General features: G+C 65.5%; 18 protein-coding genes. 13 read left to right on the top strand and 5 right to left on the bottom strand.

The genetic code is table 11. The features are described 5' to 3' along the window. The first annotated feature begins 41 nt into the window (after window positions 1-41). Window positions 42-986, top strand: coding sequence for a LysR family transcriptional regulator (locus tag AWB78_RS24015; RefSeq protein WP_062608491.1), 945 nt, complete (start codon window positions 42-44; stop codon window positions 984-986). 36 nt (window positions 987-1,022) lie between these two features. Continuing rightward, on the top strand, window positions 1,023-2,153 hold the full coding sequence (locus tag AWB78_RS24020; protein WP_062608492.1) for an FUSC family protein: 1,131 nt from the start codon (window positions 1,023-1,025) through the stop codon (window positions 2,151-2,153). Between the two features lie 4 nt (window positions 2,154-2,157). Here the strand turns inward: AWB78_RS24020 and AWB78_RS24025 are convergent, their stop codons facing one another. Then, on the bottom strand, window positions 2,158-4,107 hold the full coding sequence (locus AWB78_RS24025) for a PAS domain-containing hybrid sensor histidine kinase/response regulator (RefSeq protein WP_374729488.1): 1,950 nt from the start codon (window positions 4,105-4,107) through the stop codon (window positions 2,158-2,160). A gap of 280 nt (window positions 4,108-4,387) precedes the next feature. Here AWB78_RS24025 and AWB78_RS24030 point away from each other — a divergent pair, with 280 nt between their 5' ends. Both AWB78_RS24030 and AWB78_RS24035 read left to right on the top strand, forming a co-directional pair. Further along, complete coding sequence (locus tag AWB78_RS24030; protein ID WP_062608494.1) at window positions 4,388-6,187, top strand: alkaline phosphatase D family protein; 1,800 nt, start codon at window positions 4,388-4,390, stop codon at window positions 6,185-6,187. 179 nt (window positions 6,188-6,366) lie between these two features. Next, window positions 6,367-6,594, top strand: a complete 228-nt coding sequence (locus AWB78_RS24035) for a hypothetical protein (protein ID WP_062608495.1) — start codon at window positions 6,367-6,369, stop codon at window positions 6,592-6,594. A gap of 110 nt (window positions 6,595-6,704) precedes the next feature. Here AWB78_RS24035 and AWB78_RS24040 read toward each other — a convergent pair whose 3' ends face one another. Together AWB78_RS24040 and AWB78_RS47705 are read right to left on the bottom strand one after the other, a co-directional pair. Beyond that, on the bottom strand, window positions 6,705-8,234 hold the full coding sequence (locus AWB78_RS24040; protein WP_062608496.1) for an MDR family MFS transporter: 1,530 nt from the start codon (window positions 8,232-8,234) through the stop codon (window positions 6,705-6,707). Then, window positions 8,186-8,434 carry a hypothetical protein gene (locus AWB78_RS47705; RefSeq protein ID WP_198399339.1) on the bottom strand — a complete coding sequence of 83 codons (249 nt, stop codon included), beginning with the start codon at window positions 8,432-8,434 and terminating at the stop codon, window positions 8,186-8,188. The genes AWB78_RS24040 and AWB78_RS47705 overlap by 49 nt, the downstream gene beginning before the upstream one ends. Window positions 8,435-8,704: 270 nt before the next feature. On the opposite strand from AWB78_RS47705, the gene AWB78_RS24045 reads away from it, so the two are divergent. After that, a complete protein-coding gene (locus tag AWB78_RS24045; protein ID WP_062608497.1) occupies window positions 8,705-10,057 on the top strand; it encodes an ATP-binding protein in 1,353 nt (450 codons plus the stop codon). A 182-nt stretch (window positions 10,058-10,239) separates the two neighbouring features. Further along, the gene (locus AWB78_RS24050) at window positions 10,240-10,923 is read left to right on the top strand and encodes a response regulator transcription factor (RefSeq protein ID WP_062608498.1); all 684 of its coding nucleotides are present in this window, start codon (window positions 10,240-10,242) and stop codon (window positions 10,921-10,923) included. 38 nt (window positions 10,924-10,961) lie between these two features. Here AWB78_RS24050 and AWB78_RS24055 read toward each other — a convergent pair whose 3' ends face one another. Then, entirely contained in the window at window positions 10,962-11,147 is a 186-nt protein-coding gene (locus AWB78_RS24055; protein ID WP_062608499.1) for a DUF3563 family protein, read from the bottom strand. Between the two features lie 289 nt (window positions 11,148-11,436). Between AWB78_RS24055 and AWB78_RS24060 the strand changes: the two genes are divergently transcribed. From AWB78_RS24060 to AWB78_RS24085, 6 genes are all read left to right on the top strand, one after another. Next, window positions 11,437-11,802 (top strand): hypothetical protein, encoded by a 366-nt coding sequence (locus AWB78_RS24060; protein WP_062608500.1) that lies wholly within the window; start codon window positions 11,437-11,439, stop codon window positions 11,800-11,802. 166 nt (window positions 11,803-11,968) lie between these two features. After that, window positions 11,969-13,147, top strand: a complete 1,179-nt coding sequence (gene dinB, locus AWB78_RS24065) for a DNA polymerase IV (RefSeq protein WP_062608501.1) — start codon at window positions 11,969-11,971, stop codon at window positions 13,145-13,147. A 140-nt stretch (window positions 13,148-13,287) separates the two neighbouring features. After that, complete coding sequence (locus tag AWB78_RS24070; protein WP_374729489.1) at window positions 13,288-14,196, top strand: TauD/TfdA dioxygenase family protein; 909 nt, start codon at window positions 13,288-13,290, stop codon at window positions 14,194-14,196. Window positions 14,197-14,231: 35 nt separating this feature from the next. After that, window positions 14,232-15,254, top strand: a complete 1,023-nt coding sequence (locus AWB78_RS24075) for an ABC transporter substrate-binding protein (RefSeq protein WP_062608502.1) — start codon at window positions 14,232-14,234, stop codon at window positions 15,252-15,254. A 116-nt stretch (window positions 15,255-15,370) separates the two neighbouring features. Beyond that, window positions 15,371-16,195, top strand: a complete 825-nt coding sequence (locus AWB78_RS24080; protein WP_062608503.1) for an ABC transporter ATP-binding protein — start codon at window positions 15,371-15,373, stop codon at window positions 16,193-16,195. Continuing rightward, window positions 16,192-17,070, top strand: coding sequence for an ABC transporter permease (locus tag AWB78_RS24085; protein WP_062608504.1), 879 nt, complete (start codon window positions 16,192-16,194; stop codon window positions 17,068-17,070). The genes AWB78_RS24080 and AWB78_RS24085 overlap by 4 nt, the downstream gene beginning before the upstream one ends. 7 nt (window positions 17,071-17,077) lie before the next feature. Here AWB78_RS24085 and AWB78_RS24090 read toward each other — a convergent pair whose 3' ends face one another. Continuing rightward, complete coding sequence (locus AWB78_RS24090) at window positions 17,078-17,983, bottom strand: LysR family transcriptional regulator (RefSeq protein ID WP_062608505.1); 906 nt, start codon at window positions 17,981-17,983, stop codon at window positions 17,078-17,080. 118 nt (window positions 17,984-18,101) lie between these two features. Here AWB78_RS24090 and AWB78_RS24095 point away from each other — a divergent pair, with 118 nt between their 5' ends. Then, window positions 18,102-19,106 carry an aldo/keto reductase gene (locus tag AWB78_RS24095; protein ID WP_062608506.1) on the top strand — a complete coding sequence of 335 codons (1,005 nt, stop codon included), beginning with the start codon at window positions 18,102-18,104 and terminating at the stop codon, window positions 19,104-19,106. Window positions 19,107-19,198 lie beyond the last annotated feature (92 nt).

Genomic DNA, 19,198 nt, shown 5'->3' on the forward strand with positions numbered 1-19,198 from the left:
TATATTGCGGGAGTCAGCCACAATATTTTCGATGAATCGACATGCTGCGCGAACTCCAGACTTTCATCGCGGTGGCGCGCCACGGCACATTCGCGGGCGCGGGCGCGCAGATCGGCCTCACGCAATCGGCCGTGAGCGCGCAGATGCAGCGCCTCGAAGCGCATCTCGGCTTCGCGCTCTTCGACCGCACCGGCCGCTCCGCCACGCTCAACAAGGCGGGCAAGCGCACGCTCGAACTCGCCGACGAACTGATCGCGCTCTACGCGCGTCTCGCGGAACCGGATAGCGAGGACGGGCGCGGCGGCTCGCTCGCGGTGGGCGCGATCGCGTCGGCGCATGCGGCGCTTTTGCCCGATGCGATCGGCGCGTTCCGGCGCGCGCTGCCCGCGTGGCGCATCCGGCTCGTGCCGGGCGTGTCGCTCAATCTGCTCGCGAGCGTCGATGCGGGCGAAATGGATATGGCCGTCATCATCCGTCCGCCGTTTTCGCTGCCGGCGGAGCTGCAATGGCGCACGCTCGTTGCCGAGCCGTTCGTGCTGCTCGCGCCCGCCGCGAAAAAAGGCGCGCACTGGCGCGAGCTGATCGAGTCGGAGCCGTTCATTCGTTACGACCGGCGCTCGTTCGGCGGCCGGCAAGTGGACACGTTTTTGAGGAAGCGCCGCATCGCGGTGCGCGATTCGATCGAGGTCGACGAGTTGCCCGGCATCGCGCAACTGGTCGCGCGCGGGCTCGGCGTGGCGCTCGTGCCGGTCGCCGACGGCATCGGCCCATGGCCGCGCGGCGCGGTGGCGCTCGAACTCGGCGACGATACGTTTCATCGCGAGATCGGTCTCATCGAGCGTGTGCGGCGCGTGCACACCGAAGAGCCGGATGCGGCGGCGCGGCTTGCGGGCTGCATCGTCGAGGCGGCGCAGCGCGGCGCGCGCGGGCCGCAGGCGCCCGTCAGGCGCGCACGAAGCCGGAACGCGGGGCGCGGCATCGCCTAGAATGCGTTGCAGGCGCGTTCTCCCAAGGCGGTCTCAATGGATGACGAGCAGCACATCGGCGACGCGAAAGCGCGTCTCGCAGATTCCGCGTCGGCGCTCGCGCGGTCGGGCGCAACTCGCGTGCAGGCGGCGCTCGCGTGGCTGGATCGTGTCGATCCGGGTACGCATCGGCGCATCAAGGGCTTGCGGCTCGTCACCGCGTACGGACTCGCGGCCGCGCTCGGCGCGTTGCAGGACGTGACGCAAAGCGTGCCGGCGGGCGTGTCCGTCGGTGCGCTCGCGGGCGGCTTCGCGTTGTGGGCGAGCGTGTCCGAAGCGCGCACGACACGTTTCGAATCGAGCCGCGATCTCGTCATCCTGTGTTTGGCCGCCGCCTTCGGTGCGCTCATGTTCGCGTGGTTCGAGCCGGTGTTTCGCGGCTTCGGCCGCGGCGGCGCCGAACTCCTGCTCGTAACGGGCGCGTTCCTCACGGGCTATCTGAAGCGTTTCGGCTTGATCGGCGCGGGCGTCGGCTCGCAGCTTTATATCGGGCAGCTTCTCGCTTATGGGATGAATCTCGCGCCCGGCGATTCGTGGGCGATCCTGCTCGCGCTTGCCATCGGCATGCTCGCGGCCATCGTGCCGCGCGTGCTGAGCGGACCGGCGGAACATCCCGCGGTGCTGCCGGCGCTGGCGTCGGAGCCCGCGTATGGGCGGCACGCGATATCGCCCGCGTTCGCGATGGGTTTGCAGGCGGCGTGCGGCGCGCTCGTCGTCGTGATGCTCAATCGCGTGTTCGGGCTCGCGGAATCGGCGTGGGCGATCACGGCGTGCGTGTATGTCGTGGCGACGTCGGCGGTGGGCACGGCCGAGCGCGTGCGGCGGCGCATCTACGGGACGCTCGTCGGCGTGCCGATCGGGATCGTGTGCCTGCCGCTCGCGGAGCATTGGCCGCTCGTCGTCTGGGCCTTGTCCGCGTTCGCGATGATCGTCTATGCGATGGCGCTGCCGGAGCGGTATGACATCGCCTGCGGCGCGTTCGCTTTCGTGCTGATCGTGACGCTGGCGGCCAGCGGCGTGCATTCGGTGTCGCTGCTCGCGGCGCGGGCCTGGGAGACGCTGCTCGGCGGGGCGCTCGGGCTGCTTGCGTCGCGCGTCATCTTTCCGTTGCGGGTGGTGAGGGAGTAAGGCCTCAAGCGCCCGTCACCCGCTCCAGCAACCGATCCAGCGCCTCGAAATCCACCGGCTTCACCAGATGCGCATCGAAACCCGCCTGCGCGGAGCGTTCCTTGTCGCTTTCCTGTCCGAAGCCGGTCATCGCGACCACCATCGCGCGCCCGATGAGCCTTTGCGAACGCAGCGTGCGCAGCACCGCATAGCCGTCGATATCCGGCAGCGCCAGATCGAGCAGAATCAGCTCCGGCGGAAAATGCCGGATCACGTCGAGCCCTTCCTTGCCGTGATACGCGATGCGCACGTCGTGCCCCTTCATCTGCAGCAGCATCGCGAGGCTGTCGGCGGAATCGCGGTTATCGTCGATCACGACGATGCGCAAGCCCGCATCGGCCGCCTGCGCCGCGCTCTGCGCCAGCACGCGATGCGGACGCGGCGCATCCGTGTCCGATGCATAAGGCAGGCGCACGGTGAACGTGCTGCCCTGGTTCGGGCCGCCGCTCGCTGCGGACACCGAGCCGCCGTGCATCTCGACGATCGACCGGCACAGCGTGAGGCCGATGCCGAGCCCCGCCTCGCCGGGATTGAGATAGTGATCTTCCTGCACGAACAGGTCGAAGATGGACGTGAGGCCCTTCTGCGAGATCCCACGCCCGGTGTCGATCACCTTCAGCAGCAACGCGCTCGCCTCGCATTCGACTTCGACCCTGATCGTGCTCGCGCGCGGCGAAAACTTCGACGCGTTGTTCAGCAGGTTCTGCACGATCTGCACGAGCCGCGTGCTGTCGCCCGTCACATGAACCGGCTCGTTCGGCAGCTTCGTCACGACGCGCTGCGCGCGCTCGTCGATGAACGGATGCACGAGCTCGATGCTGCGCGCGACGATGTCGCTCACATCCACGCGCGCCATGCGCAAATCGATCTTGCCGGTCGTGATGCGGCCCATGTCGAGGAGATCGTCGACGAGACGGCCGAGATGCGAAGTCTGCCTGTCGATGATGTCGCGGCACGCGGCGACGTGCGGCGGCATGTCCGTTTCCATCTGCATCACGCCGATCGCGTTGCGCACCGGCGCGAGCGGATTGCGCAATTCGTGCGCGAGCGTCGCGAGAAATTCGCTGATGCGCCGCGACGAGACTTCGAGTTGCTCGAGGCGCTTGCGCTCGCTCATGTCGCGCGTGACTTTGGCGAAGCCGCGCAGCACGCGATGCTCGTCGTACACCGCCGTGATCACGACGTTCGCCCAGAAGAGCGAACCGTCCTTGCGCACGCGCCAGCCTTCGTTCTCGACGCGCCCCGCGCGGATCGCGGTCTGCAGTTCGATCTCGGGAATGTTCGCGGCGAGATCCTCGGGGCAATAGAAGGTCGAGAAGTGCTTGCCGAGAATCTCCGAAGGCTGATAGCCCTTGATGCGCATCGCGCCCGTGTTCCAGCTCGCGATATGGCCGCCCGGGTCCAGCATGAAGATCGCGTAATCGCTCACGCTTTCCACGAGCAGGCGAAAGCGTTCCTCGGAAAGACGCAGCTTTTCTTCCTCGGCCCGCTTCGCGGTGAGATCGCGCGTGTACTTCGCGTAGCCGATGATCTCGCCCTTCCGGTTGCGCGCCGCCGTGATCACGACGTTCGCCCAGAACAGCGTGCCGTCCTTGCGCACGCGCCAGCCTTCGTCCTCGAAGCGGCCGGTGGCATACGCCTGCTTCAGCTCGTACTCGGGCCAGCCGCGCGCAACCGATTCCGCCGTATAGAAGCGCGACAGATGCTGGCCGATGATCTCGTGCGCCTCATAGCCCTTGATCCTGCGCGCACCCTTGTTCCAGCTCGTGATGCGGCCGTTCAGGTCGAGCATGAAGATCGCGCAGTCTTCGATGGCGTCGACGAGCGCGTGATATTGCGCGTCGCTCATCGCGGGCGCGTTCGGCGCCGTGCGCGCGGCGTCGGGTGGGGAGACGGCTGGTTCCGGTCTGTTCATGGTGTCGATGCTCAGTGCAGCGGGTCATGCGTGAAGCGGACGCCGATGCCTGGAGGAGGACGCTTCCTGGACAAAATCGCAGCCCACAGTTTAGCCGCTGATGGGCAATCGCACGGCGCGCCGTCATTGAAACGTCCCTTGACAGGGCGCGGCGCGGTTTATAGCTTTAGTCGTGTCAGTTCCGAAGAGAGCCGCGCTTATCCGTCGGATCGCCCGGTCGACGCATCCAGCGAACTCCCGCCCATCGCGCATCGCCTTGACGCCCGCATCGGAGGCTCTCATGGACCGTCGACGTTTTCTTTCGCTATCCGCGTTCTATACGGTGGCCGCCGCTACCGGCACGCTCGCCGCCTGCCATTCGGGCGACGACAACGACAACGATCAGGGCGGCAATGGTTCCACGCCGCCGCCCGCGGGCGCATTCGCGTTCCCGCAAGGCGTGGCGAGCGGCGACCCGCGCGACGTGTCCGCCGTGTTCTGGACCCGCTGTGTCGCGAACGGCAGCGGCGCGTCCGCTGCCTCCGTGCCCGTGACCTTGCAGGTATCGACGCAGCAGAGCTTCGCGCAGCTCGTGGCGAGCGTGCCCCTGACCGCCGTGCCGGCCTACGACTTCACCGTGCGCGCCAAAGTGACCGGTCTCGCCGCGAAGACGACGTACTATTACCGCTTCGTCGCGGGCGGCGATGTCAGCGTGACGGGCACGACGCGCACCGCGGCCGCCGCGAACGATGCGATTGCGCGTCTGCGCTTCGCGTGGTTCGTGTGCCAGAACTGGAGCGCGAACCACTGGCAGGCGATGTCGTTGCTGGCCGCCGAGACCGATCTCGATTTCGTCGTGCATCTGGGCGACTACATCTACGAGGCCGGGTTCGTCGCGCCGCCGGGCACGGTCGAGCCCGCGCATCCGACGATCACGCTGCCGGGCGGCGGCCTCTATGCGAGCACGCTCGACGACTATCGCACGCTCTATCGCACGTATCGCGGCGATGCGCGCCTGCAGAACGTGCATGCGCGTTTTCCGGTCATCGCGATCTGGGACGATCACGAGTTCTCCGACGACTGCTGGCAGGACCATCAGACCTACACGAACGCGAACCTCCAGCAGACCGCGCGGCGCCGCAACGCGAATCAGGCGTGGGCGGAATATCTGCCGGTCGACTGGGGCGACGTGTCGTTCGATCTCAACAACGCGGCCTACGACAACATCCGCATCTATCGCGACTTCCACTTCGGCTCGCTGATGCATCTCGTGATGACCGACGAACGTCTCTATCGCGACGATCACGTCGTCAGCGAAGCGTCGATCGCGCAGTTGCTCGGGCACGATCCGGTGAACGGCAACGATCTCGTCGGCTCGCGCTACTTCGTGCAGCAACAGGTGCTCGCGCGATTCGAAGCCGCCGATACGCAGCGCCTCGGACGCGTGCCGTCGATCCTCGGTCCCACGCAGACGCAATGGTGGAAGGACACGCTGAAGGCGTCCACGTCGATATGGAAGGTGTGGGGCAACGAAGTGATGATGAACCGCCTGTGGCTCGATCTCTCGTCGATCGCGCCCGCGCCCGCCAACACGGTCTTCGTGCTCGATTGCGACGCATGGGACGGCTATCCGTCGCACAAGGCGGATCTTCTTTCGTTCGTGAAGACGCAGAACATCACGAATCTCGTCGCGATCACGGGCGACCTGCACGCGTTCCAGGCGGGCGTCGTGCGCGACGTGCCCGAGCCCGCGAAGGGCACGCCCGTGCTGGTCGACCTGATGTCTGCGGGCATCAGCAGCCGGCCTTTCTTCGAGGACGTGAAGACCTATTCGGCGGGCATGCCGCTCGCGTCGCTGATCAGTTCGCCGGCGGTGCTGGATGCGTTCATCCAGCGGAACAATCCGGACATGCATTATGCGGATCACGACGGCATCGGCTATGCATCGGCGACGCTCACGCCGACGCAGTTCATCGCGATCTTCAACAAGGTCAAGTTTCTCAATCCCGACGGCAGCGCGCCGCAAGCGCCGCTCGCCAAGCGCACGCGCCTCACGATCAACGCGGGCGCGGTGGCCGTCGTCGTCGAGGACAACCTATGAATGCGCAATGCGCTTCATACACGGATGAAGCACCCATCCATTCGTATCCTTGCTTTTGAGGGGATTTCAACGCCGGTCCGCGCACGTAGACTGCGTGCACATTTCAGAAGGTCCGGTTGCTGGCAGGCAGTGCAATGAGGCCGATGAAGTGACCATGTGAAACCCTCAGGAGCACTATCATGATCGGCAATCTCAAAGGCATCGTCTTCGTCGCGGCGCTCGCGGGCGCTTCCTATGCAATGGCGAGCGGCTACGGCCCCGCGCCGTACTATTCGCCGATGGCCGGCGCGCCCGCGTCGCAGCAAGGCATGAACATGCAGACCATCGCGCAGGATGCGCAGCCGGCCACCGAAGCGAGCGCCGACAATGCGAAGCAGGGCAGCCCGCTCATTCAGGCGCAGGATTGAGCGGAGTAGTGTCGCGTCCCGCCGGTGATATCGGCGGGACGCGTTCAGCGCTCGTCGTCGGGAAGCGTGCGCAACATACGACGCACCGAGTCGAGCGCATCGATGGGCGTCTAGTGGAACGCCTCGTTCGCCGCATTTTTCGCGGCGTTCTGCGCATCGCCCGCGCCGGCTTTTCCAACGGTTTCCCTCGCGCGCCCGATCTCGATCTTCGGCATGAACATCATCGAGATGACCGTGCCGAGCGCGATCACGAACATCGCCGTGAAGGTCATATGCAGCGAGTGATGCAGCACGAGGCGAATCTCGCTGCTGGTCGCGAGGTCGCCGGGCACGGCCGAAAGCAGTTGCTTGAGCTGATCGGCATGCACGGGCGGCAGGCCGTCCGTGTGCGTGAGGCCGTAGTTCTGCACCGCGCCGAACACCGCCGCGCCGAGCGTGTTGCCGAGATTGCGCGAGAACAGGTTCGATGCCGTGGCGCTGCCGCGTTCCTGCGGCTGCACGATCTCCTGGATCAGGATGAGGCACGACACGCTCGTGATGCCCATGCCGAAGCCGAGCACCGCCGAGCCGACGCCCGCCCAGACCGGGCTCGATTGCGGCCCGAGCAGCACGAACGGCAACGCCCCGAGCGGAATGAACACCGGGCCGATCATCAACAGACGCCTCAGGCCGATGCGGCTGAACGAGCGCGACGTGAAGGTGGCGCCGCTCGGCCAGCCGATCATCATCATCGTGAGCGCGAGGCCCGCTTCCACCGGCGTGCGATGCATCACGCCCTGCACGTACATCGGCAGGAAGGTGGTGAGGCCCATCATCGCCATGCCGGCGAGCAGGGTCGCGACATTGCTCGCCGCAATCGGCCGATGCGACCACAGGCGAAACGAGATCATCGGATCGGCGGCGCGGCGCTCCTGCACCACGAAGCACACGACGGCGAGCACGAGCACGGCGATCTCCACGCCGACGCGCGCATTGCTCGCGTGGCCCGCGTCGGTGAGCGCCATCATCAGCGAGGCGACGGCGGCCGTGAAGAAGAACGCGCCCGCGAGATCGATCGCCGGGCGGTCGTGGCGCTTTTCCTCGTGCAGGAAGAGCGTGAAGAGAATGGCCGCCAGAATGCCGATCGGCACGTTGATCCAGAAGATCCACGCCCACGAGAGCTCGCGGATCAGAAGGCCGCCGGCCATCGGCCCGAGCACGGCGGACACGGCCCACACGCTCGCGAGATAGCCCTGCACCTTGCCGCGCTCGCGGGCCGGATAGAGATCGCCGACGACCGTCAGCGCGACCGGCAGGATCGCGCCCGCGCCCACGCCCTGAACGAGCCGGAAGACGATCATCGCGGGCATGGACCACGCGAAGCCCGCGAGCACCGAGCCGATCAGAAAGATTGCGATGCCCGCGAGGATCGCCGGCTTGCGGCCGTACAGATCCGCGAGCTTGCCGAACACGACGGTGAGCGCAGTCTGCGTGAGCAGAAACGACGAGAACACCCAGCTGTAGAGATTGAGGCCGCCGAGCTGCGTGGCGATCTGCGGCATCGCGGTCGAGACGATGGTGGCCTCGATCGCGACCATGGCCATGGAGGCCATCACCGCTGCGATGACGAGGGGACGAGCGGTTTTTCTTGTCTGTGACATTCGATTATCAAAGGCCGGCCGCTCGCGGCAGCCGATGAATGCTGCGCGAGCGCGCTGTGCATGAAGAATGGAGATGCGACAGCTTGCAGATGGCTTGCAGCCAGTGCAATGCCGCCGATCAGGATGGCGCCGGATGCAATGTTATCCCGCCGCGCGAAACGCTGCTCGACGCCCCCCGGCGTGCATCCGCGCGCGCTCATTCAACGCTAATTCTTCGCGGCTACGCTTCATTTCGTGGACGGACGGCGCGCTTTCTCCTTGCGCCGCGGTTCGTTGCACGTTTGGCAACGCCTCAGCCCCTGGCGCCGGCCGTGACCGGACCGGCGCATTTTTTTCCCGGCGCGCAACGCGTACCGGTCACGCACATGTCGTCTTTCAGAACGAAATCTCCGGGAATGTCGCCTAGAATCGAACCGGCGAATGGCTCGTCTCCCGCTTCGCCCGTCTCCTTTCCGATGCGGCGGACTCGAATGATCAAATCACTGAGAAATCAACTGGTCGTCGCGCTGGGTCTGCTCGTCAGCGTGATCGGCGTCGCGCAGGGCATCAGTTCGTATCAGTTGAGCAAGACCGGCATGAGCGCGCTGCTCGACATGCGGCTCGAACAGGTGGCCGCGCGCCTGCGCGATGGCCTCGCCTATGCTCTCCCGAAAAATCCCGCGCGGGGCACGCAGGACGACCGCGACGTGGTCGCCGTGGTGTGGAAGCCGAATGATCCGCTGCCGTTCCGCACGACCGACCCTTCGCTGCATTTTCCGCGCGACGCGAAGCCGGGCTTTTCCGGCGTCGTGGTCAACGACGAAGACTGGCGCCTCTTCACGCGCCAGGAGCCGACGATGACGATCCAGGTTGCGCAGCGTTCGTCGGTGCGCCGCGATCTGACGACGGAAGCCGCGACGCTCACGCTCTGGCCGATCGCCGTGCTGCTGCCGCTCGTGTGGATCGCGGTCGTGTTCGTCGTGCGGCGCTCGCTGCGTCAGTTGAACCAGCTCGGCGCGGAAGTGCGCGCCATCGACATGGGGCATCTGCAGCCGCTGCCGACCGTCGGCGTGCCCACGGAGATCGCGCCCTTCATTCATTCGATCAACACGATGATCGAGCGCCTCGCGACATCGATCGAGAAGGAGCGCAAATTCATCGCCGACGCCGCGCACGAGTTGCGCACGCCGCTCACCGCGCTGCAGCTCCAGGCCGACAATCTCGCGCCGCACATCGCGCCCGGCAATCAGGAGCGCTTTCAGGAATTGCGCAAGGGCATCGCGCGCAGCGGCAAGCTCATCGTGCAGTTGTTGCGGCTCGCCCGCGCCGATGCGCCCATGAACGGCGCGCCGCTTTCGCGCGTGGATCTCGCGGAGGTGGTGACGGGCGCCGTCGCCGATGTATTGCCGATCGCGATCGCGCGCGGCATGGACATCGGCGCGGAGGAAATGGTGAGCGCGCACGTGCGCGCCGTGGAAACGGATATCGGCATGGCGGTGAAGAACCTCGTGTCGAACGCGGTGCGCTACACGCCCGATGGCGGCACCATCGATCTGCGCATGCGGCGCGACGGCGGCATGGTCTGGGTCGATGTCATCGACGATGGCCCGGGCATCGACGAGGCGCTGTTGCCGCGCGTGTTCGACCGCTTCTTTCGCGCGAACCCGGATGTGGAGGGCAGCGGGCTCGGCTTGTCGATCGTGAAGGCGATCGCCGCGCGCTACGGCGGCGACGTCACGCTCAAAAATCGCGGCGACGGCCGCTCGGGCATCGTCGCCTCGATCGGCTTTCCCGTCGAGGAAGTGAAGGAAAGCGCGGCGGAAGCGGCATCCGCGTCTGCATGAAACACCTCGGCATTTGTATTTGCGCGCGGTTTTGCGCCGACTACAATGCATTCGCTGCGTGGCGCAAAGCGATCATCGCCGGTCAATCGAAGAGATAAAAAGACCGGCCGTGCGTTTCATTCGCTCGGCGCCGCATTCCGGGCGCGTGGCGCGCGCCATTCTCGCCGGGTGCGGGGTGGAACATGCGAATTCTTCTGATCGAAGACGACGTGCAGATCGGCACGAGCCTCATGCGTGCGCTCAAGGATGCCGATTACGCCGTCGACTGGGTCCGCGACGGCAGCGCGGGCCGCGAGGCGATCGGCGCCGCCGAGTACACCGTCGTGCTGCTCGATCTCGGCTTGCCGGGCATGACCGGCATCGAGCTTTTGCGGCAGGCGCGTTCGGCGGGCAACGCGACGCCCGTGTTGATCCTCACCGCGCGCGACGATCTCGACACGCGCGTGCAAGGCCTCGATCTCGGCGCGGACGACTATCTGCTGAAGCCCTTCGACATGCCCGAGCTGCTCGCGCGCATCCGCGCGGTGCTGCGGCGCAAGGCGGGCTACGCGGTCTCGCGTCTCGGCGACGATTCGCTCAGCCTCAACCTCGATCAGCGCACGCTCACGTGCGGGGAGAATTCGGGCGTGCTGTCCGCGCGCGAGTTCGCGCTGATGCATGCGCTGCTCGAACGGCCCGGCACGATCTTCTCGCGCGATCAGCTGGAAGACCGTCTGTACGGCTGGGGCAAGGAAGTGGAGAGCAACGCGGTCGACGTGCTCATCCATTCGGTGCGCAAGAAATTCGGCGCGGGCGTGATTCGCAACGTGCGCGGACTCGGCTGGACCGTGATGCTCGGGCAGGCGGGCCGCGAGGAAACGAAGTAGCGCGGGCGAAGCCACGCACGGTGCAGGGGCGGCGCGGCTTATCGCACATCATGATGCCTGCCGAGCGCGCCGCAAAAGTGCATGCTGTAGTCGTGATCCTCCGTTTCGACCTGACGCATGCGGCGCTCGAGATCGGCGAGATCGCTCGACGAGGCGAGGTAGTCGTCGTTGGCATCGTGCGTGGAAAAGAAGCTGCCGAAAGATTTCGAAAGACGTTCAAACATGATGTGCTCCCGTCATTGAAAGATGGCCTGTGCATCTGTGCATGGGGCCGACGGAAATCAGGTTATGCCGCGTGAATTAGAGGCGAATGAGCGCCTCGCGCAGACTCGCGGCATGCGCAATGCTCGTCTTCGGCATGACGAAGCGTTCGCCAACGCACCGTGCAATGGAACCCGCCGCGGGTAGGCAGTGCCGCGCCGCACCATCCCGTGCTATCTTTGTTTCATACGGGTTTCATACGGAACGCCCTGCGTTATTCGCCGCATTCGTCGATCGTCTTCGAAGGCCGCCATGAACGATGTATCTCGTACCCTCAGTGCCCGCGACCGCGTCGAGTTGCTCTGCTGGCTCACGTGCGGCAGCCTTGGCGCGTACTACCTGAATGGCGACTGGCCGGCGCCCGCGTTCCATGTGCAGGCCGCGCACAAATGGCTCGACCGGCATCAGCGGTTCGCGGACTGGCTCACGGTCGCGAAGCTCGCGGCCATCGCGCGCGAGATCGCCACGCAGCATTGCGCGCTGCTCGAAGCGGACTGGGCGCGCGCTGCCGTCGAGGAAATTCTCGACAGCGAAGATCTCAACTATCAATCGGATGTCGTGCGGCAAGTCTTCGACGATTGCCGCCGCGCGCTCGCGGAAAAGCGCACGCCTGAGTGAGGCGGCCATCGCGTGCGCGCGCAGGCTCTAGCGCGAATTACTGTATGGATGTACAGTAAGCCATTTTTCTTCGCCTGGCGGCACGGCTCAGCATGTTTGGTGCGTTCATTCCCGTCGAGTTCGCCTTGAGCGCGCCCGTTCGCGCGGCGGCGTTCTGATCGCCCCGATGGACGCGCCGTCTTCGCCATCCCTACCGCGCCGCATCGCGCATCTCGACATGGATGCGTTCTTCGCGTCTGTCGAATTGCTGCGTTACCCGGAACTGCGCGGCCAGCCGGTCGTGGTCGGCGGCGGGCGCGACGCAACGCCCGACATGCTCGCCGACGGCACGCGCCGCTTCAGGCGCCTGCGCGACTACGCGGGCCGCGGCGTCGTGACCACTTCCACCTACGAGGCGCGCAAGTTCGGCGTCTTCTCCGCGATGGGCATGATGAAGGCCGCACAGCTCGCGCCCGACGCGATCCTCCTGCCTACCGATTTCGATTCGTACCGCCACTACTCGCGTCTCTTCAAGGCCGCCATCGCGACCTTCACGGCGCAGATCGAGAACCGCGGCATCGACGAGATTTATATCGATGTGAGCGATCTGCCCGGCGAGCCCGCCGACATCGGCAAGAGGATGAAGGACGCCGTGCGCGATGCGACCGGGCTCACGTGCTCCATCTGCATCGCGCCGAACAAGCTGCTCGCGAAGATCGGCTCCGAGCTCGACAAACCCGACGGCCTCACCATCCTCACGATGGAAGACCTGCCCACGCGCATCTGGCCGCTCGCCGCGCGCAAGGTCAATGGCATCGGGCCGAAGGCGAACGAGAAGCTGGCGGCGCTCGGCATCGTGACGGTGGGGGATATCGCCGCCGCCGATCCGGGCCTCCTGCAGACGCACTTCGGCGGCACCTATGCCGCGTGGCTCGCGCGCATCGCGCAGGGGCAGGACGAGCGGCCGGTCGTCGTGAGTTCCACACCCAAGTCGATGAGCCGCGAGACGACGTTCGAGCGCGACTTTCATCCGAAGCAGGATCGCGCGACCTTGTCCGCCGAGTTCACGGGGCTGTGCACGCGCGTTGCCGAAGATTTGCAGCGCAAGGGTTATGTCGGGCGCACGGTGGGCATCAAGCTGCGCTTCGACGACTTCCGCACCGTGACGCGCGATCTGACGATTCCCGTTGCGACGGCCGATCCCGTCGAGATTCGCCGCGCCGCGACGGAATGCCTGAAGCGCATCGTGCTCGACCGGCGCATCAGGCTGCTCGGCGTGAGAGTGAGCGCGCTCGCCGGGCGCGATGAGAGCGGGTTCGTCGAGCCGGTGCAGGTCGAATTGCCGTTCGATATCGCGGGCGAATGAGCTGTCATGTCTGCTTCACGGTTTTGATCCGCCTTTATCGCTTCGGCACATAACCAAAGATCAGATGCTTCGTTGCTGCCCGAACCGCCGCGCGTTAGATTGATCGCTTCCCCGAAGCTATCGATGCTATCGATTCGACCGTGACGATTCAGACCGCTCCCCATCCCGCACCCGCTTCAACCGAAGAAGCCGCCGATCAATCCATCGAGATTCGCAAGTTCGACGCGCCGCTCGGTGCCGAAGTGATCGGCCTCGATCTGTCGCAGCCGCTTTCGCAAGCCGATTTCGCGCGCATTCATCGCGCGCATCTCGATCATCACGTGCTCGTGTTCCGCGATCAGCGCATCACGCCCGACGAGCAGGTGGCGTTCAGCAAACGCTTCGGCCCGCTGCAGATTCACGTGCTGCATCAGTTCGGGCTCGCGGGGCATCCGGAAGTGCTGATCGTGTCGAACATCGTCGAGAACGGCAAGCCGATCGGCCTCGGCGACGCGGGTCATTTCTGGCACTCGGACCTCTCATACAAAGAGACGCCGAGCCTCGGCTCGATGCTGCACGCGCAGGAGTTGCCCGCTATTGGCGGCGACACGCTGTTTGCGAACCAGCATCTCGCGTGGGACACGTTGCCCGCGCATTTGCGCGATGCGGTCGAAGGCCGCGTCGCGGAGCATACGTATCTCGCCAAATATGCCGAACTGCAAAAGCGCAGTCCGTGGCGGCCCAATCTTTCGGCGGAGCAGATCGCGCAGGTCAAGCCCGTCACGCATCCGATCGTGCGAACGCATCCGAAGACGAAGCGCCGCGCGCTCTTCGTCAGCGAGCATTTCACGACGCGCGTGATCGGCCTGCCCGAAGACGAGAGCCGCGCCTTGCTCGCGGAACTGTTCGCGCACAGCACGCGGCCCGAGTTCGTCTATCGCCATCAATGGCGCGAGCGCGACATGGTGTTCTGGGACAACCGCTCGGTCATGCATCTCGCGGCGGGCACGCCCGACGATCAGCGCCGCAAGCTGTATCGCACGACCATCGAAGGCGACGCGCCTTTCTAAACCGCACAATATTCCTTAATTCACGGGGTTTTTCGATGCATTCTCGAACAGGGAAGGGCGCCGCACGCGCGCTCGTCGCCGCGCTCGCGGTGTCGCTTGGCATTACATCGGCGAGCGCGCATGCCGAAGGCACACTGCGCATCGCCGAGCAATTCGGTGTCGTGTATCTGCTGCTCAATGTGGCGCGCGATCAGAAGTTCATCGAGCAGGAAGGCAAGAAGGAAGGGCTCGATATCAAGGTCGACTGGGCCAAGCTCTCGGGCGGCTCCAGCGTCAACGATGCGTTGTTGTCAGGCTCGGTCGATATCGCGGCTGCGGGCGTCGGACCTTTGCTGACGATCTGGGATCGCACGCACGGGCGGCAGAACGTGAAGGGCGTCGCGTCGCTCGGCAATTTTCCGTATTACCTCGTATCGAACGATCCGCGCGTGAAGACCATCGCCGATTTCACCGACAAGGACCGCATCGCGGTGCCGGCGGTCGGCGTGTCGGTGCAGTCGCGCATCCTGCAATACGCGGCGGCGAAGCAATGGGGCGACAAGGAATACAACCGCCTCGACAAGCTCACGCAAGCGGTGCCGCATCCCGATGCGACCGCGGCGCTCATCGCGGGCGGCACGGAGATCAACGCGCACTTCGGCAATCCGCCGTTCCAGCAGCAGGAGCTCGCGGGCAATCCGAAGGCGCATATCGTGCTCAATTCATACGACGTGCTCGGCGGCCCCAGCTCCGCGACGGTGCTCTATGCGACCGAGAAGTTCCGCAGCGAGAATCCGAAGACGTATCGCGCGTTCGTCGCGGGGCTCGCCGATGCCGCGCGCTATATCACGCAGCATCCCGAGCAGGCCGCCGATATCTATCTGCGCGTGAACAACGCGAAGATAGATCGCGATCTGCTCGTCAAGGTGATCAAGGACCCGTCGGTGCAATTCAAGGTCGCGCCGCAGAACACGTTCGCGCTCGCGCAATTCATGCATCGCGTCGGCGTCATCAAAAACGAGCCGAAGTCGTGGCAGGACTACTTCTTCAGCGATCCGGCGACGAAGGACGGCAGCTGAATCGCTGAATCGGGGACGGCGCTTATCGGCGAGCGCGAATTGGATATGCGCATTGATTGGTTCGCCCGCGCGCCGCGCGCCGGTATCGTGAGCGTTTGCAATTCAGCACATAGAACATGGCCGCCAATCCCCAAACGCTTTATTCGCGCGATGCCGACAGCCACGTCGCGACGAGCGGCAAGCTACTCAGCGCGAAGAACGTCACGCTCGAATACCGCACGCCGGAGCGCCTCGTGCGCGCGACGCACGATGTCAGCTTCGATGTCTACGGCGCCGACCGCTTCGTACTGCTCGGGCCTTCGGGTTGCGGCAAGTCGACCCTGCTCAAGGCCGTCGCGGGTTTCATCGAGCCCGTGGCGGGCAGCATCGAGATCGGCGGCGAGCGTGTGCGCGGGCCGGGCGCGGATCGCATCGTCGTGTTTCAGGAATTCGATCAGCTGCCGCCGTGGAAGACCGTCGCGCAGAACGTGGCCTTTCCGCTGCGCGCCGCGCGCAAGCTCGGCCGCGCCGAAGCACGCGAGCGCGCGCTGCATTATCTCGACAAGGTCGGTCTCGCCAAATTCGCCGATGCCTATCCGCACACGCTGTCAGGCGGCATGAAGCAGCGCGTCGCTATTGCGCGCGCGCTCGCGATGCAGCCGCGCGTGCTGCTGATGGACGAACCCTTCGCTGCGCTCGATGCGCTCACGCGACGCCGCATGCAGGAAGAGCTTCTGCGTCTGTGGAGCGACGAGCGCTTCACGCTGTTGTTCGTCACGCATTCGATCGAGGAAGCGCTCATCGTCGGCAATCGCATCTTGCTGCTGACACCGCATCCCGGACGCGTGCGCGCGGAGCTGAACAGTCATCAATACACGCAGGAAAGCCTGGGGCGCGGCGAGTTTCAGCAGAGCGTGGCCCGCATTCATCGATTGTTGTTTGAAGAGGAGGCCGCGCTTTGAGCACGCCGCATCTGATCGTGCCGCCGGTGCGGCCCGAATATGAAGTCACGCCCGCGGCGCCCGCCGGTATCGAACATGACGCGCCGCTGCCGCTTTCGAAGCGGCTCGCGGATCGCTCGTGGCTGCGCAAGACGATCATCGCCTTCGTGCTGATCGCGTTGTGGGAAATCGCCGCCCGCGCCGTCGATAACGATCTTCTGCTGCCGACCTTCACCGCGACCTTCGTCGCGTTTGCGCAGGGCATCGCGTCGGGCGAGCTGATCGAGAAGATCGGCATATCGATGTCGGTGCTGCTGCGCGGCTATGCGCTCGGCGCGGCGCTCGCGTTCGTGCTGACATCGCTCGCGGTATCGACGCGCATCGGCCGCGACATTCTCTCGATGCTCACTGCGATGTTCAATCCGCTGCCGTCCATCGCGCTTCTGCCGCTTGCGCTGCTGTGGTTCGGCCTCGGCACCGGCAGCCTCTTGTTCGTGCTCGTGCATTCGGTGTTGTGGCCGCTTGCGCTCAACACGTATGCCGGTTTTCAGGCGGTGCCCGCGACCCTGCGCATGACGGGCCGCAACTACGGCCTGAACGGCATGCGTCATGTGATGCTGATTCTCGTGCCCGCCGCGCTGCCGTCGATACTCGCGGGCCTGCGTGTGGGCTGGGCGTTCGCGTGGCGCACGCTGATCGCGGCGGAGCTCGTGTTCGGCGCGAGCTCGGGCAAGGGCGGCCTCGGCTGGTACATCTTCCAGAATCGCAACGAGCTTTACACGGACCGCGTGTTCGCGGGGCTGGCTGCGGTCATCGTGATCGGGCTGGCGGTCGAGCATCTCGTGTTCGATACCGTCGAGCGCGTCACGGTGCGCCGCTGGGGCGTGCAGCAATGAGCAGCGGTCAATGCTCTGCGTCGTTTCCGGCGCGAATGAAATCGATGAACGCGCGCAACGGCCCGGGCATATGCGCGCGGCTCGGATAGTAGAGCCTGGGGCCGGTGAAGCTTTGCCACCACGGCTTGAGCACCGGCACGAGCGCGCCGTTGTCGATGGCCTCGCGCACGAACTCATCGAATGTATAGACGAGACCCAGTCCGGCGACGGCGCACGCGCGGCTCGTCTCGATCGACGACGTCACGAGCGGCCCTTGCGGCACGATGCGTATCACGTCCTTGCCGCGCATGAATTCCCATACCGCCAGCACGCCGCTTTCGAAGCGATGCCCGATGCACGCGTGATTCACGAGCTCGCGCGGATGCTTCGGCTCGCCGTGCATCGCGAGATAGGATGGCGCGGCAGCCGCGACGAAGCGCTGCGTGCGCGGCCCGATCGGAACCGCGATCATGTCGCGCTCGATGCGCTCGTCGTAGCGGATGCCCGCATCGAAACCGGCGGCGAGCACGTCGATGAAGTTATCGCTCGCGCTCAATTCCAGCGTGATGCCCGGATGCGCCGCGAGAAAGCGCGCGATGATCGGCGGCAGCACTTCGCGCGACACGATGGTCGGCACGTTCAGGCGCAGCGTGCCGGTCGGGCTGTCGCGAAAGCCGTTGACGGCATCGAGCGCGCCCGCGATCTCCGCGAACGCGGGCGCGAGGCGCTCGATCAGTCTTTCGCCGGCTTCCGTCGGCGTGACGCTGCGCGTCGTGCGATTCAGCAGGCGCACGCCCAGACGCGTTTCGAGCCTGCGCACCGCCTCGCTCAACGATGACGCCGACACGCCGCGCAACAGCGCCGCCTGCCTGAAGCCGCGCGTGCGCGCGACAGCCAGAAACGCGTGGAGATCCGACAGGTCCGGTTCGCTCATTGTTCGCCTCGGCGCACAGCCCATTCGCATTGAGGCGGATTATCGCACGCGTACTTTGCTCACATAATCCTCTCCATCGCCGGGATTCGCGGCGCACGTCCTTCAGGAGAGAACGAACATGGAACAACGCAGACTCGGAAAGACCGGACCGCAATCGTCGGTGATCGGGCTCGGATGCATGGGCATGTCGGGCATGTATGGGCCGTCGGATCGCGCCGAGAGCATCGCGACGATTCACGCCGCGCTCGAAGCGGGCGTCACGCTGCTCGATACCGGCGACTTCTACGGCATGGGCCACAACGAGATGCTGATCGGCGAGGCGTTGAGAAGTGCGCCGCCGTCGCGCCGCGATGCGGCGATTCTCAGCGTGAAGTTCGGCGGCATGCGCGATCCGGCGGGCAATTTCATCGCGTTCGACGGGCGTCCCGTTGCCGTGAAGAACGCGCTCGCTTACACGTTGCAGCGGCTGGGCGTCGAGCATATCGACATCTATCGCCCCGCGCGGCTCGACGCGAACGTGCCGATAGAAGACACCGTGGGCGCCATCGCCGACATGATCGAGGCGGGCTATGTGCGTCATGTCGGGCTGTCGGAGGTCGGCGCGGCGACGATCCGCAAGGCCGCGGCGGTGCATCCCGTATGCGATGTGCAGATCGAGTATTCGCTGATTTCGCGCGGCATCGAAGATGCGATTCTGCCCGCGTGCCGCGAACTCGGTATCGGCATCACGGCGTATGGCGTGCTGTCGCGCGGACTCATCAGCGGACACTGGAGCAGGGACGCCGCGCAATCGGGCGACTGGCGCGCGAACAGTCCGCGCTTTCAGCAAGGCAATGTGGAACGCAATCTCGCGCTCGTCGATGCATTGCGCAGGATCGCCGATGCGAAGCGCGTGAGCGTCGCGCAGATCGCGATTGCATGGGTGCTCGCGCAGGGCGATGACATCGTGCCCGTCATCGGCGCGCGCCGTCGCGATCGTTTGACGGAATCGCTCGGCGCGCTCGACGTGAAGTTCACGAAGGACGAACTCGCCGCGATCGAAGCTGCGGTGCCGAAGGACGCGGCGGCGGGCGATCGCTACGAGGCCGTGCAGATGGCGCACCTCGACAGCGAGAAGAGGTAGGCGCTCATGGCGCGCGCACGGCATCCTCATCGCCGCGCGCGCGCCCTTTGTGCTGACAACGGCCTAATTTGAGTTTGAGAAGCTGCAGAGTT

Source organism: Caballeronia calidae (assembly GCF_900044055.2).
Taxonomy (GTDB): Bacteria; Pseudomonadota; Gammaproteobacteria; order Burkholderiales; family Burkholderiaceae; genus Caballeronia; species Caballeronia calidae.

Excerpts from the sequence above, each read along its gene's own strand:
- AWB78_RS24055 (WP_062608499.1), bottom strand. The coding sequence starts at position 11,147 with ATGTTTGAACGTCTTTCGAAATCTTTCGGCAGCTTCTTTTCCACGCAC.
- AWB78_RS24035 (WP_062608495.1), top strand. The coding sequence starts at position 6,367 with ATGATCGGCAATCTCAAAGGCATCGTCTTCGTCGCGGCGCTCGCGGGC.
- AWB78_RS24080 (WP_062608503.1), top strand. The coding sequence starts at position 15,371 with ATGGCCGCCAATCCCCAAACGCTTTATTCGCGCGATGCCGACAGCCAC.
- dinB (WP_062608501.1), top strand. The coding sequence starts at position 11,969 with ATGGACGCGCCGTCTTCGCCATCCCTACCGCGCCGCATCGCGCATCTC.
- AWB78_RS24060 (WP_062608500.1), top strand. The coding sequence starts at position 11,437 with ATGAACGATGTATCTCGTACCCTCAGTGCCCGCGACCGCGTCGAGTTG.
- AWB78_RS24090 (WP_062608505.1), bottom strand. The coding sequence starts at position 17,983 with ATGAGCGAACCGGACCTGTCGGATCTCCACGCGTTTCTGGCTGTCGCG.
- AWB78_RS24045 (WP_062608497.1), top strand. The coding sequence starts at position 8,705 with ATGATCAAATCACTGAGAAATCAACTGGTCGTCGCGCTGGGTCTGCTC.
- AWB78_RS47705 (WP_198399339.1), bottom strand. The coding sequence starts at position 8,434 with ATGAGCGCGCGCGGATGCACGCCGGGGGGCGTCGAGCAGCGTTTCGCG.
- AWB78_RS24020 (WP_062608492.1), top strand. The coding sequence starts at position 1,023 with ATGGATGACGAGCAGCACATCGGCGACGCGAAAGCGCGTCTCGCAGAT.
- AWB78_RS24015 (WP_062608491.1), top strand. The coding sequence starts at position 42 with ATGCTGCGCGAACTCCAGACTTTCATCGCGGTGGCGCGCCACGGCACA.
- AWB78_RS24075 (WP_062608502.1), top strand. The coding sequence starts at position 14,232 with ATGCATTCTCGAACAGGGAAGGGCGCCGCACGCGCGCTCGTCGCCGCG.
- AWB78_RS24095 (WP_062608506.1), top strand. The coding sequence starts at position 18,102 with ATGGAACAACGCAGACTCGGAAAGACCGGACCGCAATCGTCGGTGATC.
- AWB78_RS24040 (WP_062608496.1), bottom strand. The coding sequence starts at position 8,234 with ATGTCACAGACAAGAAAAACCGCTCGTCCCCTCGTCATCGCAGCGGTG.
- AWB78_RS24050 (WP_062608498.1), top strand. The coding sequence starts at position 10,240 with ATGCGAATTCTTCTGATCGAAGACGACGTGCAGATCGGCACGAGCCTC.
- AWB78_RS24025 (WP_374729488.1), bottom strand. The coding sequence starts at position 4,107 with ATGAACAGACCGGAACCAGCCGTCTCCCCACCCGACGCCGCGCGCACG.
- AWB78_RS24030 (WP_062608494.1), top strand. The coding sequence starts at position 4,388 with ATGGACCGTCGACGTTTTCTTTCGCTATCCGCGTTCTATACGGTGGCC.